The sequence below is a fragment of the Massilia haematophila genome (assembly GCF_042647645.1).
Lineage (GTDB): Bacteria > Pseudomonadota > Gammaproteobacteria > Burkholderiales > Burkholderiaceae_D > Telluria > Telluria haematophila.
In genome coordinates this window covers 3,222,706-3,236,897 of record NZ_JBHRVV010000001.1, presented here as the reverse complement: position 1 = coordinate 3,236,897, position 14,192 = coordinate 3,222,706, and the positions used below count along the sequence as shown (strand labels likewise).

At 67.0% G+C, this 14,192-nt stretch carries 10 protein-coding genes; 4 read left to right on the top strand and 6 right to left on the bottom strand.

The window, feature by feature from the left end; all coding sequences use genetic code 11:
- Nucleotides 1-145 precede the first annotated feature (145 nt).
- The 6 genes from ACFOPH_RS14375 to ACFOPH_RS14350 all read right to left on the bottom strand — a co-directional run bounded on the left by ACFOPH_RS14375 (nucleotide 146) and on the right by ACFOPH_RS14350 (nucleotide 6,878).
- Complete coding sequence (locus tag ACFOPH_RS14375) at nucleotides 146-700, bottom strand: helix-turn-helix domain-containing protein (protein ID WP_312550027.1); 555 nt, start codon at nucleotides 698-700, stop codon at nucleotides 146-148.
- Between the two features lie 14 nt (nucleotides 701-714).
- On the bottom strand, nucleotides 715-2,001 hold the full coding sequence (locus tag ACFOPH_RS14370; RefSeq protein ID WP_312550028.1) for a type II toxin-antitoxin system HipA family toxin: 1,287 nt from the start codon (nucleotides 1,999-2,001) through the stop codon (nucleotides 715-717).
- A gap of 205 nt (nucleotides 2,002-2,206) precedes the next feature.
- Nucleotides 2,207-3,478 carry a glucan 1,4-alpha-maltotetraohydrolase domain-containing protein gene (locus ACFOPH_RS14365; RefSeq protein ID WP_379735980.1) on the bottom strand — a complete coding sequence of 424 codons (1,272 nt, stop codon included), beginning with the start codon at nucleotides 3,476-3,478 and terminating at the stop codon, nucleotides 2,207-2,209.
- 204 nt (nucleotides 3,479-3,682) lie between these two features.
- Nucleotides 3,683-4,522, bottom strand: coding sequence for a phytanoyl-CoA dioxygenase family protein (locus ACFOPH_RS14360; RefSeq protein WP_379735978.1), 840 nt, complete (start codon nucleotides 4,520-4,522; stop codon nucleotides 3,683-3,685).
- Between the two features lie 57 nt (nucleotides 4,523-4,579).
- Nucleotides 4,580-5,761, bottom strand: a complete 1,182-nt coding sequence (locus tag ACFOPH_RS14355) for a GAF domain-containing sensor histidine kinase (RefSeq protein ID WP_379735976.1) — start codon at nucleotides 5,759-5,761, stop codon at nucleotides 4,580-4,582.
- Nucleotides 5,762-5,786: 25 nt separating this feature from the next.
- A complete protein-coding gene (locus ACFOPH_RS14350) occupies nucleotides 5,787-6,878 on the bottom strand; it encodes a hypothetical protein (protein WP_379735974.1) in 1,092 nt (363 codons plus the stop codon).
- A gap of 212 nt (nucleotides 6,879-7,090) precedes the next feature.
- Here ACFOPH_RS14350 and ACFOPH_RS14345 point away from each other — a divergent pair, with 212 nt between their 5' ends.
- Genes ACFOPH_RS14345 through ACFOPH_RS14330 form a run of 4 tightly spaced genes read left to right on the top strand, consistent with a single transcriptional unit; the run spans nucleotide 7,091 to nucleotide 14,188 of the window.
- Nucleotides 7,091-8,572: a hypothetical protein gene (locus tag ACFOPH_RS14345; RefSeq protein ID WP_379735972.1), complete on the top strand. Its 1,482-nt coding sequence runs from the start codon at nucleotides 7,091-7,093 to the stop codon at nucleotides 8,570-8,572.
- A gap of 5 nt (nucleotides 8,573-8,577) precedes the next feature.
- Nucleotides 8,578-10,065, top strand: a complete 1,488-nt coding sequence (locus ACFOPH_RS14340; protein ID WP_379735970.1) for a hypothetical protein — start codon at nucleotides 8,578-8,580, stop codon at nucleotides 10,063-10,065.
- 12 nt (nucleotides 10,066-10,077) lie between these two features.
- On the top strand, nucleotides 10,078-10,527 hold the full coding sequence (locus ACFOPH_RS14335; protein ID WP_312550038.1) for a hypothetical protein: 450 nt from the start codon (nucleotides 10,078-10,080) through the stop codon (nucleotides 10,525-10,527).
- A gap of 31 nt (nucleotides 10,528-10,558) precedes the next feature.
- Entirely contained in the window at nucleotides 10,559-14,188 is a 3,630-nt protein-coding gene (locus tag ACFOPH_RS14330) for a tubulin-like doman-containing protein (protein WP_379735968.1), read from the top strand.
- Nucleotides 14,189-14,192 lie beyond the last annotated feature (4 nt).

Sequence of the window (14,192 nt, the reverse complement as noted above, 5' to 3'; positions counted from 1 at the left end):
CGAGGAGGGCTGCAGGACCAGCGCATCATCGACGCGATCTATACCTCGGCGCGCAGCGGACGGCCGGTGAAGCTGGCGCCGCCGCCGGGGAAGACGCGCGGGCCGGAGCCGGAAAGAGCAGGGCTGAAACGCCGTGGTGGTGGCGTCAGGATCGACCTGCTTTGCCCTTCTTGTAAGCGTTGGTATCCTGAGGTTCTTTATCGCAGCCGCTTACCGCCGGCTTATCGGCCTCTTCCAACATTGCGGCGGCATCGTCCATGCCGATCCGGAAACCTTTTTCAAATGCTTCCCTGAATGCGTTTTCTAGCATGGTATAGGCAAGCTTCTGGATCTGTTCCTGGCTCGGCATTTTAAATTTTCCGGTAACAGTGCTGCTTGGCGGATGTATTGAATCGGCAGGTGTAGGCTGGCTGGCTGGCTCTGCCTGTACGAGTGCCGTTGCTCGCCTGATCGGCACGAATCCGACCTCCAATCCAAAGAACTGGCCAATCTGGTTCAGTGTCGCCACCGTGGGATTCGCCTGGCCAAGTTCGATCCCTTTGATGACCCGCGCGCTGACGCCGCGGTGGCGCGCGAACTCCTCCTGCGTCATGCCGGCAATTGCGCGCATCTCGCGCACGCCTTCGGTAATCGACAGCTCGGCCGCGGCAGCGGTTTCCAGCAACCGATTACGGCGTTCGCGCGCCTGTTCCTTGTCCATCGGTTTTCGTTTTCTCATGACGGCCTCAATGCCAGAAGTTGGGTGCGTTGCGCTTCGATGCTGGGCGTGACGAACGCGACGATATCCTCATCCACCCCGGTTTCGCGCATGCAGTCCGCCAGCGTCACCAGCCGTTCGCCAAACCCGACCAGCGCGTCGACCAGTTGCCGGTGCTCGGCCGCGGGCAAGGCCAGGTGCGCCAGCACGTCGTCCCAGCGTTGCAGTTCTTTTCCGGTCTCGCGGTGGTACCAGCGCGCCGCGCGCGTGATCCCCTCTGGGTCCAGGTACATCGGCGCGAAATCGAACAGAGGCGTGATGCGGGTGACACCGTCAACGGTATGCACGGCGGTATTGCGGGCGTGATTGTCGGGATTGCGCATTGCCAGGTTCAGCACGTCGCGGCGGATGAACTCGATGGTCTCTTCGAGCGGTTCATCGACGACGCGCCGGATCGCAGCCAGCAGGTCGAACTGGTTGGCCTGGATGCCGAAACCGGCCAGGCCGGCAATCGAGGCGGCGCTCTCCTGATGAAAGCGCAGCACGCCTCCGTCCTGCGCGCGGCGGTCGAAACGCGGTATGAACAGCATGTCTTCGCGCAGGAAGGGCAAGTCGAAACTGCGGATGCCGAAGCGCTGCGCGACCTCCATGTAGCGCGCTTCGTTGCGCAGCACCTTACGGTCCGCTTCCGATGGGCCGCGCGGGCGCTTGACGATGTAGTGGCGCTGCGCCCGGTCGTCCGGCAGCGCCGCGTCCGGATACCATTTCCCGTCCAGCGCCTGGGTCAGCAGATACTTCGGCGCGACGCCCTGGATGCCGGTGCCGCCTGCCGCCAGCATCCCATGGACCATCATCGCTTCATGGAAGTCGGGAGCCCGCGCCAGCAGTTCGTCGAACTCGAAACCGTCGGCAGCCAGGCCATGGCGTTCGACGTGCCGTTCGAAATACTGCACCGCCTCCCTGATGCGCAGGCGCCCGATGGGATTGAAGGCGCCGGCGCACAACAGCGGCAGGTCGGAAGCCTCGGCGTCGGGAAGCTGCAGGCGATCGAGCAGGAAGCGGCGCCCATTCCCTTGCGGGACCAGGTCGTACAGGAACGCGGGCCATGCTTGCAGGACGTGGCGGTCCGCGTCGACCGGAACAGCCAGCGATACCGGAAGCGGCGAACTGCCGAACGCATGATCGAGATCGTATTCAAAGACGCAGCCGCTCTCCCGGAAGCCGTTACGCACCCGGTCGGAAAAGCTGGCCAGGGCGGCTTCCAGCCATTGACCCTCGTGAAAGATCTCGATGTGACAATCCATAGTCGACTTTCGCACCTGCCAGTGGGCTCTGCGAGGCTAAAGTGCAGTAAAAGATACTGGAGCCTACATCAAATCTGTCACGACGTCACTTGGCCGGCGCAGTTTTTGGAAATCAAAAGGATGGGCGCCACTCTGGGTGCGGCAGTCGGCGATCGATGGAGCGCGCCGGACGAGCGCGCTCCACACGGGTTCATAGCGACACGGCTTACTTCATCCAGACCGCATAGTTATTGCCCGAGGTCTGCAGCGTCCAGCCGGCGCCCGGGCTCCAGCTGTTCGGGCCGATCTTCATGGCCAGCTGGCGCGTGCTGCCGGTGACGATCGCCGCGTACAGGCCTTGCGTGGCCTGCTGGATCGCGACCGGCGAGGTCGAGTGCACACCGGCGGCCTTGCGTGCCTTGATCAGGGCGGCGATCTCCGTCTTCAGGTTCCAGTTGTAGATGTGCGGGTAGAAGACGGTCGGGATGCCGGGATGGCTGAGGATGTAGGCGTAACCCTGCATCACCGCGCCGCAGGGTACGGGCCAGTGGTTCTGGCCGGTGCCGCAGCTTTCGGTCGGGCCGGTGTCGTGGTTGTCGACGAAGGTGACCGCCATTGCCGGCCACCAGCCGACGGCGCCCTGCGGCTTGCCCGACGAGTCCTTCAGGCGCCAGTAATTCCCGTTCGCCAGCGCGTCGTTCAGCAGGCCCTTGGTCGTGAAGTCGAAGGCGCCGCAGCTGTTGCCGGTGCCATTGATCCAGTCCATGATGCCCTGGCGGTGGGCGTCGATGTTATTCAGGTTCAGGTCGTTCCACAGCTCGCCCACGCAGAACTCGGCGTTGAAGGCATTCGCGTACTGGCCGACGTAGCTGGCGCCGAAGCCCTTCACGTAGTCGAAGCGCAGGCCGGAAAAGCCGACCGGCTTGATCGTGTAATTGAGCCAGTTGACGATGCCGTTCTGGACCTCGCCCACGTTCTTGTGGTCGAGGTCGCGGCCGCCATCGAAGCCCGGCCCCGTGTCGGCATTGCCCAGGCCGCAATTGCACTCGTCGTTGTTGACGATCGCGTGGGTGGTCCAGTTCGGATTGGTGAAGTCGGACCAGCCGGTGGTGCCAACCCGGTGGTTCACCACCACGTCGGCGATCGCCTTGATGCCGTTGTTGGTAAAGGCGCGCACCACGTTGGTCAGTTCGGCCGAGCTGCCGTAGCGCGAATTGAGCGAGTTAAGCTGGCGCGGCAGGTAGCCTTCGCTGGCCGCCGAGTCCGACGGCGGCGGGAACCAGACGTGGGTCACGCCCAGCGCCTTCAGGTCGGCGACGTTGTTGAGGACGGTGTTATACCAGTTCGGGCTGGCGTAGCCGGATGACTTCCAGTGGAAGCCCTGCAGCAGGATGGCCTGGCTGTTGCCGGACTGGGCCGGCGGCGTGGCGGCGTACGCGTAGGACGTTGCGAGAAAGGCGCTTGCGAGCATGCTGGCCAGGATTGTTTTGTTTCTCATGTCTCCTCCTTGGTGCTACGGGTTGGCTGTCGTTTCTTTCCTTAGGAAAATAGAAGTACTTGCCCGAGCGGCAAGAGTCCGTGATACGTATTAAAACTACGGATGCGGCCGCTGAGCTGTTCCGATTCTCGGAGCAGCTCAAGGGCGTGTCAATCGAATTCGGGTAGCGTGCCGTAGTTTTGCTACACGCCCGTGGAGGTGGGGTCAGTCGAAGCCGCGAACCGGCAGGCTGTCATCGCGCTGGATCCAGTTGCGCGGCGAGTACAGAGTGCGCGCATCGGTCGCATGCAGGGTGAAGGCATGACGCGACACCGGCGAGCGGTTCGGCGCGCTGTAGTGCGGCAGCAGCCCATGGAAACAGACCAGGGTGCCGGCCGCGGCCTCGATCGGGACGGCGGTGCTGTTGTCGGGCCAGGGCGTGGCGTCGAGCTTTTCCATGTGGATGCGGTCGCCGTCGCGCAGAAAACGCTCGCGCAGCGGACCGCGGTGGCCGCCCGGTTCGGCCCACAGGCAGCCGTTCTCGATGGTCGCGTCTTCCAGTGCGAACCAGAAGGTGGTCACGCTGATCGGGGTGGAGTCGAAGAAGGTCGCGTCCTGGTGCCAGCGCACTTCGCCGCCGATGCCGGGCTGCTTGAAGATGTACATCGATTGCCAGACCTGCGGTTGCTCCAACCCGAGGTCGCGCGCCACGGCCGCCAGCCTGGCGTCGCGCGTGAAGCGCTCGAACACGGGGTCGAGGTCGTGCATGGCGTGGCCGATCTTGTTGATCGACAGCGCCTTCGGCTGGCGCAGCTGGCCGTCCGCGCCAAAGGCTTCCTCTTCGAAGAAGCAGCGGATCGTGTTGTCCGAACCGAGGAACCAGTCGTCGCTGGCGCGCTCCTGGTCGCGCGTGGTGAAGATGGCGCGCGATTCGGCCGGGTCGAAGGCGTCGACGATTTCCTCGGCGCGGCGGCGCAGCGCGGCGATCTCGTCGGAAGACTTGAAGTTGGGGAGGACGATGAAGCCGTCGCGTTGGTATTGGGCGCGTTGTTCGGGAGTGAGCATGGTCTTGCGGTGGTAGCGGAACGAATATCGGTAGTCCTGCGCGGATGGTACTGCGGCTCAGGCGGCCTGGCCGTCGAGCGTGAACGTGAACGAGGTGCGCCCGGCGCCGGAGCGCACGTCGATCCTGCCGCCGTGCGCGCGTGCGATCTGGTCGACGATGTAGAGGCCCAGGCCGAGTCCTTCGCTGCCCGGACGCGAGGCGGCGCGCCAGTAGGGCTTGAACAGCTGCCCGATCACTTCCGGTCGCAGGTCCTGGCCCTGGTTCGACACCGTCATCGTGAATACCCCGCCTTCCGTGCGCGCCTCCACGCGAACCGGCGCGTCGGCGCTGCCGTGCACCAGCGCGTTCTTGAGAAGGTTCGACAGCAGCTGGGCCAGGCGTTCGGGGTCGCAGTGCAGACACAGCTGCGGCGGGATGCTGGCGACGATACGGTGCTCGGGATGCAGGCCGCGCAACTCGTCGACGACCTGTTCCAGGGTCAGGTGCACGCTGTCGTGCCGGCGCAGGTTCAGGCCGATGCCGCTGCCCATGCGGCCGCGCGTGAAGTCGACCACGTCGTCGACCAGGGCCGCCATGCGCCGCGCGCTGCTGCGGATGCGTTCTATCACTGGACGCAGCTCGGGCTCCCGGACTTTCAGCGCCAGCAGGTCGGCGCCCATCGTGATCGCGCCGAGCGGCGTGCGCAGGTCGTGGCCGAGCACCGCGATGAACTGCTCGCGCAACTCGGCCGTTCCGCGTTCGCTCAGCAGGTCGGTGCGGGTCGCTTCCTGGCGCGTTTCGTCGTCGAGCTGCTTCGAGATCAGCTCGGCGAACAACTGCAAGGTGGAGACGGTGACGGTATCCGACAGCGTCATCGGCCTCGGATCGAGACCGCACAGGGTGCCGAAATAGCTGCCGTCGGCGCGGAAGATGGGTATCGAAAAGTAGCTCTGGAAGCCGTAGATGCGCGGCGTATGGTGCGCGCAGTATGCCGCGCTCTCGGCGACGTTGTCGATGATGACGGCGCGGCCGGTGTCGCGCACTTCCTCGCACAGCGTGGTGGTGACGTCGAGCTCGTCGCCCGGCTTGAGGCCGAACTCCAGCCGGTCGAGCACGGCGCAGGTGAGCCAGTTCTCGTCGGTGACGTGGGCGATGCAGACGAAACCGAGGCCGGTCATGGCCGCCACCGTTTCCAGGATCTTGGGTACTGCGCTGATCGCCTGGATTTCGTCCACGCGCTTTCGGAGGTCCACCACCATGCTCATCCCCAGCCGAACAATATTTTTAGGCTTGGATAGTACCACCGCCGGGGGCGGCCTGCTCGGCCGCGGCGACCGTCCAGGCCCCGTCGGCATACACCCGTTCCTCGCCGAGATACACCGCATCGGTCACCGCGAACACGTCGATGTGGTACTTCGCATCCTTGCGCTTGAAGCCCGGCTTCGGATACACCCCGTGCTTGGCGCCCAGCGACAGGTGGATACCGCACATGCGTTCGTAGGTGCCGATGTCGGCCACGCGGCGTTCGCGGGTAAAGGCGCGGTTCATGCCGAAGCCCAGTTCGCGCACCCAGACCTCGCCCTCGTCGGCGCGGATGATGTCGAGCATGTGCTGGAATTCCGGTGTCGCATTCTCGGTGCCGACCACGCGGCCCTTTTCGACGATGATGGTGACCGGCGTACCGGGATGGTTCGAGCGGTAGCTGGTGTCGCCGAACACGTGGATCTGCGCGCGCCCGTTCACCGCTTCCAGGTCGAGGGCCTCGGTGAAGACTTCGCCAATCGGGAACTGGCCGCCGACGTTGTGCATCTCGCTGTAGTCGCCGATGTTCAGCTTGGCCGGCTCGAAGGGTGAAGCGAACACCAGCTCGGCGCCGCCGCCGACCACGCGGCCGTGCGGCGCCGCGTCGATGCGGCTTTTGAGCGCCCGGCCGACGCCGCGGAAGTAGGCCGGGTCATAGGCCAGCGCCTCGATGTAGTGCTCGGCCTGCGGGCCCGGCATGCGCGACAGGTGCACGTGCTCGATCACCTTCAGCCCCAGCTTGAACAGCTCGACGCGGATGCGGAAGGCCTCCAGCCGGAAGTTGGTCGACTGCACCAGCACCACCAGGTCCTTCGCCGCCATGGAACGGAAGCGGGCCAGCACCTCCTCGGGGCGCACGCTGCCGAAGTCGACGAAGTCGGCGTCCGGCAGGTTGCGCCGGTAGGCCTCCACCAGGGCGCGCGACAGGCCGGTGCGTTCGTCATACACCACCAGCGCCCGGTGCGCGGGGCCGTGCTCGATGGCGATGCCGAGGATGGCGTGCAGGTGGCTGCCCGCCGCATCGATGGCGTGCGGGGGCAGGTCGGGGGAATCGGGCAGGGCAGGGGAATTCATGGTGTGCAGCGTGGGGCATATCGGACCCGTCATTATACGGTTCTGCGCCGAAGTTCCCGTGAACAGCCTGTATCTTGATGCCTGAAGTGCCGTCTGGCGCTACCCGGCGAACGGCGCGCCATCGCGGCAATGGCGGCGTTATGATTTCGACAGCAAGGGCCGCTTTCGTGGCGGGTCGCTTGCGTCCATTTTTCATTCGACGGCGGAGCGCAATGGCATACAGATGGGAAACGCCATCCAGCGTCTGGCTGGAAGACGACAGGAGCGGGCAGTTCGCGCTCGAGACCACGGAAGGTCTCGGCCGCATCGACTGGCAGGCGCATGCGCGCGGCCGGGTGCTCGACGTCGCCCACTTGCTGGGCGCATCCCTGCCCGTGTCCTGCGCCTGCGCGCCGATCTATCCGGAGGGTTTTGCTTTCTGCCCGACCTGCGGCCAGGCCCTGCACAAGCTGGCCGGGCGCAGCCTGCGCCAGCCGGACTGGTGGGGAACGGCCGGCGACCAGGCCCTGCCGCGCCACGTGCCGCACGGCTTGCCGGTGACCTCGCTGCCCCTGGGCGACAGCCTGGAAGAGCGCCCGCCGCTGCCCGCCGTTGGCCGCGCCGAGCTGGCCATGCCGGTGCCGCCGAATGCCCATTGCGTGTTCGCCGCGTCCACCTGGGGCTTCCCCGAGCCGCGCCTGCTGGCGCTGGCGCCTGCCCGCGGCGTGCTGCAATACTGGGACCCGCTGGCCCAACTCTGGCACGTGATGACGGCCGAGGATACGGCCAGCGAGCTGCGCTTCACGCCAGGCCAGTATGGCTGGCTGCCGGCACTCAATCCGGTGCGCGGCGAGGTTGGCATCGTGCCGACCGACAGCGGTCTGGCCCGCCTGTGGATCAATCCGGTCAACGAGAGCTACCGCCTCGAACCGCTGTTCGCCGGCGCGCTGGCGGCGGCGCCGGGCATGATGCGGCGCCACGTGGGCTGCCCCTTCGTTGCCGATGGCGTACTCAGGCTGCTGGCCACCAGCGCCGACCTCGAGCAGGGCGAGATCCTGGCCTGCGAGGGTGCGCCCATGCGCGGCTGGATGCGTCCGATCGGCTACGACAACCGCCTGTTCTGGCTGCACGAAGAGGGGCAACTGGCCTGGCGCCCGGGCGAGGCGCCACGCTGGATGCCCTGGCCGGCCGGCTGGTCGCCCAGGCTCGACTTCGGCGGCCCGACCCAGAGCCGCGACGGGCGCCTGTGGCAGATCGGGCACGACGGCCAGGCTTATTCCTTCCTCGAACTGGGCGCGGACCATCCCCAGCTCGAACCCATCGACGGCGCGCGCCTGGGCTTTGCGAATTTGCTGTTCCGACGCGGCCATGCCGTGCTGGACGAGCCCTGGTCGGCCGAGCACGTCGAGGACGTCATCGATGACGACACCCTGGTGCTGCCGCTGCTGCGCAGTTTTAATAACAACCGCAGCCAGCCGAGCGGCCTGGTGCTGCGCTTTCACAAGTACACCGGGCGCGCCGAGGAAGCCCTCTCCACACGCACCATCGCCCGCACCACCGTCGAGTGGATCGGCAAGCGCAACGTGATCCTCGACGAGATCGTGCGCCTCGCCCGGCCGCTGGAATGCGTACCTTTCGTGTACGCCGGCGCGCTCTGGCTGCACCACCCGGACTGGAACCAGATGCGCGGCTGGCGCCTGGAAGAGCTGTCGTGAGCGGCGTGCTTACGTACCTGCTTACGCGTCTGCTGGCCGCGTTGGCGCTGCTGGGCTGCGCCTGGCCGGCGTTCGCCACGCCCCAGGTCTTCCTGGTCCAGAACTCGGGCTGGATGGAGCCCTTCTACGCCGATCCGCAATCGCGCTTCAAGCCGCTGGTGACGGAACTGGCCCTCGCCGTCGCGCAGCCGGGCGACGCGCTGGTGCTGGCCGCCTTCAACCAGTCGCTGCCGGGTGCGCCGTCGCCGAAGGCGCTGCTGTCCGCCAAGGTCGGCGAGGGCACGCGCGCCCAGGTGACGCAGGCCCTGGCTGGTCTCGACACCGCGCGCAAGCCCGGCGGCGCCCTGGCCGACACCGACCTCGGCGAAGCGGTCAATGCCGCGATCGCCCAGGCACTGGGAGGGAAGGACGGCATCGTCTGGCTGGTCACGAACAACCGCAACAGCCCGAACAACGACCAGGCCACGGCCCGGCGCAACCGCGAGTTCTACGAACTGATCCACCGCGGCGGCGCGATCCGCACGGCGCTGGCCTTCCCGCTGCGCATGCCGGTAGAGGGCCGGCACTACCGCGCCAATGGGCTGATGGTGTATGCCTTCGCGATCGGCGCAGGCGGGGCGCAGACGCTCGAGCGCCTGCTGGCGGGCGGCAGCATCGCCAGGATCATCACCGAGCCGCCGGCGCGCCTGAAACCGCTGGACCGCGACACGGTGCGCCTGGTGCCGCGCAAGGTCGAGGATGCGCCGGGCGTGGCGTTCTCGATGGGGCAGGGCGGCGTGCTGCGCGCCGATGTGGCCTCGAGCGCCGTCTCGCCCTCGGCGAAGATCCGCTGGAACCTGGAAAACACGATGTACCCCTACACCATCCTCAGCGCCTCCTTAAGCGCGCGCTCGACGCTGGGCGGGGAGAACCGTCCGGTGACGCTGGCAAGCCGCCACGTCAGCATGCTGGCGCCGGGCAAGCCGCAGCCGCTGGCCTCCACCCTGCAGCTGCCGGTGGCGAAGCTGCCCAGCAAATGGTCGATGGAAGCGGTCAAGTCCGCAGGCTCGGCCTACGTGCTGCCGGGGACGATCGAGGTGCATTTGGCGGACCAGAAGCTGGCGCTGTCGCAGGGATTCCGCGAGCGCATGGCCGCGCTGTTCCCGGGCGACCCGCTGCCGGACATTTTCGTCCCGCCGGCCCAGGTGCAAGCCTCGACCGCGATGCTGCCGATCGAGGTGCGCGTGCACTACGGGATGGCGCCGCTGCTGGCGGTGGGCGGCGGGCTGCTGGCGCTGCTGGCGGTCGCCGGCGCGGCGGCGTACGCCTGGATGCGTCCGCGCCGCGCCTATGTGACGGTCGAGGACGAGCTGCGCACCATGCACGCGCGCACCGGCACCGATCAACCGATCTACGACAAGGCGGGCAACGAAGTGGCCCGCCTGAAGACCACCCTGTTCGGCCATCAATTGACGGACCTGCGCGAGGGCGCGCAAGTGCGCCTTGGCCGCTGAAAGGAATAACCCATGCAAGCAAACCCGACTCCAGCCGGCGGCCAGGCCGATCCCGGCTTCAAGCTGCCCGAGGAAAAGAACGCGCCCGACGCGGCGCTGCCGCAGACCACGCCCGACACCGCCGGCGGTCCGGTGGAAGTGGTGCCCGGTCCGCTGCCGCCGGCGGCCACCGACACCTCGGACCGCGACCTCGCCATCGGCGCGGGCGTGTTCCTGGTGCTGCTGGTCGTCTACTTCTTCGTGAGGAACGCCTACGTGCACCACATGGTCGTGCGCCGCGTCTCGCCTTCGTCCGCGGGCAGCGCCGGCTGGCTGCTGTTCGTCGGCCTGGCCTTCCTGTCGGCCGCGGCGGTGCTGGCGATCATCAACGCCAGCCGCTATCTGACCTGGGCGGTGACCGGGCCGCTGGTAGCGGTCGGGCTGGTGACGCTGGTGGCAGCCCTGTTTATCGGCCGACGTTGAGCGGCCGACGTTGAAACGAGAGAGATATACGATGGCAGACATCCCCACCCCGGCAAGCGTCAACCGCAAGGCCGAACTCAAGGTCGACCTGCGCCCGACGCTGTTCATCGGCGCCGGCGGCACCGGCATGGAAGTCATGATGCGTATCCGGCGGCGCATCCTGTCCGCGGTCTGGAACCGCCAGCATCCGACCCGCGTGGAATCGATCGCCGACTTCCCGGTCGCGCGCTTCCTGCACTTCGACCTCGACAACAACGCCGTCATCGACGAGGGCAAGTCGCAGCGCACCGATCCCTGGTACGAACTGGTGCGCCTGACGGACGAAGAGCGGCTGGTGGAGCCGCTCGACCTGCCGCAGTACCACGAGTCCGACGACAGCCTGGCGCGCTTCCCGCTGATCGAAAGCTGGATGCCGCTGCGTCCGAAGAAGCTGCGCTCGCTCGGCATCGACCCGTCGAAAGGGGCGGGCCAGATCCGCTCGGTGGCGCGGCTGTACCTGTTCGACAAATACCCGAAGCTGCGCGGGCGCATCAAGGGCGCGCTGAATTTCCTGAGCAGTAACGCCGGCATCGAGCGCAAGGAGAATTACCAGCGCCTCGGTTTGCAGGTCGACACCTCGAAGTTCCGCATCGTCGTCATCGCCTCGAATGCCGGCGGCACCGGCGCCGGCAGCGCCATCGACCTGGGCTGGATGGCCAAGGCGATCGCGCGCCAGGAGGTATCGGACAGCCAGGTCGACCTGGTGATGTTCATGCCCTCGGGTTTTGCCAAGGCCAACAAGGAGCGTACCGAGGCCAACGCCTACGCGACCATGATGGAGCTGGAAACGACCATGCGCGACATGAACGCGCGCGTGTCGTGGATGGACCCGGACAGCATCCAGGGCCGCGGCGCGCCGTTCGACGACGTGTATTTCGTCGACACCGCCAACCTGGCGAACAAGGCGACCCAGGACGTGAAGGACGTCTACCAGATGGTGGCCGACACCCTGTTCGAGGATTTCGCCTCGGCCGACTTCGCCAACCGCAAGCGCTCGGTCGCGGTCAACCAGCAGCAGCACAAGCTCGGTCCCTACAATCCGCGTGTGCCGGAGGCGCGCTTCGGCGACATGCGCCTGTCCTACTCGAAGGTGTATTCGGCCTTCGGGCAGGCCGTGCTCGACACCCAGCAAAGCCTGCGCGAGGACATCCGCGCCTACGAACTGGCGGCGCTGATGGTCAAGGAATTCTTCGGCCTGGTCGGGCGCGACGGCGCACTCGCGCGCCGCGCCGGCGACGCCGAGCGCGACAGCTTCATGCGCGAGCAGATGGAGATGCGCGAGCGTCCCTTCAACGAATTCCCCGATTTCAAAAAGGGGACCGTGGACGTCACGCCTTTCCAGGAATACGCGCTGACCGAACAGCTCCTGATGGACAAGGACGGCCGCTCGCTGCTCGAACGGGTGGAAAGCAAGGTCCAGCTCGAGATCGACCGCATCATGGCCGGCTACGACATCAAGCTGTGGCGCGAGAAGGTGGCCGAGCTGCTGCCGCAACTGGAGCGCGACGCGATCCGCGAGGCCGGCGCCACTGCCGAGACCAGCGAAGACCGCATCAAGCGGCATACCGGCGAACTGACCGGACGCCTGAAGACGCGCGTGCGCGAACGCCTGTACGCGTTGCTCGACGACCGCAAACAGGGCGGGCTGGAATTCGTGCTCTCGCTGCTGGAGCAGGTCAAGGCGAGATTGCTGCAGCGCGACCTGATCAACGCCGAGCGCAACGGCCGCCGTTACCGCGACGTGCGCGACGCGCTGCGCACGCGCCAGGTCGAGGAATCGCTGAACAACCTCGGCCAGGCGGCCGGGCGCCTGTTCGGCAAGGACGCCCAGGGCCGCGAGGTGATGGCTCACCTGAAGCGCGACATCGCCGACTACCTGCGCTTCCACCTGCTGGCGGTGGCCGCCGGCCAGTCGATCGAGGTGATGCGCAACATGTCGGCCTGGCTGGGCGACCCGCAGTCGACGGACGAGCAGGGCAATGCGCAGTGGAGCGGCATCGCCGGCGAATTCCAGGAAGGGCGGCGCCACGTGCAGGAGATCCTGCACGCGGTCGACCAGCGCATCAGCCAGCTGCGTGCCGATGCGCGCCACGAGCACGCCACCTATATCAAGCTGGCCAGCGACGTGGCGCCGGCGCCGGTGCGATTGACCGGCGACGTGAGCGCGTGGAGCGAGGAGGTGCTGCTCGAATTCGGCGGTTCCGGCAAACTGTTCCCGCAGCTGGGCGACGAGCGCATGCGGGCGGACCTGCTGCTGAAACTGTTCCGCCGCGCCCAGACCCAGCTTTCCAGCAGCGAGCTGGCCGGCGCCGAGCCGGTCGATCCGCTGCTGGAACGGCTGAACGCGATGAGTCCGCAGGAACGCCAGCGCGTCTTCGCCGAATGGATCAGGAGCGCCATGCCCTGGGTGAACGCGCGCTTCTCGGCCGAGTTTACTCCGAATTCGGATCAATTTAAATGTTTTATCGGAGTGGGCGACGTCGCCGCCTGGCGCCGCATGGAGGCGGAAATCCGCGCCGCCGTGCCGACCGGCTTCTTCCACGGCGACCTGGTCTCGATCGTCAACACCGGCATTCCGGGACGGGCGGTCTGCTACATCGAACTGTCGGGCATCCCGATGACGGTGCTGCGCGGCCTGCCGACCTGGCGCGCCTCGTACCAGATCGAGAACCCGAAGATCCCGACCCATTTGCACTTCGATTCGACGCGCTTCCGCCACCCGATCTCGCCCTCGATGGACGAACTGAACCGCCTGGCCGACGACTACGAGTGGTTCATGCAGGCGATCGCGCTGGGTGTCATCCGGAGAAAAGCCGACCTGGGCGACCGCGAAGCCAGCTTCCAGCCGCGCGGCCAGTACCTGTTCGAGGTCGAGCCGGGTTCCGGCGAATGGCTGCAGATCGGGAACGAGTACGCGATCCGCTCGAACGGCTTGCCGCCGTATTACCGCGAGCAGGTGATCGGCGCCGTGCGCAGCCGCCAGGCCCAGCTGGGCGCGCACCAGTTGCTGCTGCTGGCCGCGCTGATGCGCCACTACCAGCTGCGTGTCTACGAGCCGCGCCTGGAAACCGACGAGACCGGCGCCCAGTTGCCCTCGCCCTCGCTGCCGAACATCACGGCGCGCCGGCTGTACGAGGCCTGGTTCCGGCGCGCCGCCGCGCTCGATCCCGCGCTGTCGAACGCCTCGGTCGATGCCGCCCTGGCGACCCTTCTCGACTGGACGGAATCCGTGTCCGACTCCGCATCGGACGCCTACAGCTGGGAAGTCGAGCGTTCGGTCGACAAGCGCGTGATCAAGCCAGAGTTCCTGGCCAGCGACGCGCGCGCGGCGCAGGCGATGGAGCGGCGCACCCAGGCACCGGCACCGGCACCGGCGGCGGTGGCGGCAGGCGGCCCGCGCTACAAGCTGTTCGTGCAGGGTGCCCAGCGCGGCCCCTTCGCCGTCGAGGAGATCGGGCGCCAGCTGGCGGCCGGCGAGATCGACCTGGCCACGCGCGCCTGGAACATGGCGCAGGACCCGAAGTTCGGCAAATGGGGCAGCGTGGCCGACATCCCGGGGCTGGACGCGCTGCGCGGGCCGGCCATCCCCGATCCGGACGACGGCATTCCGGACCCGCAGTAAGAGG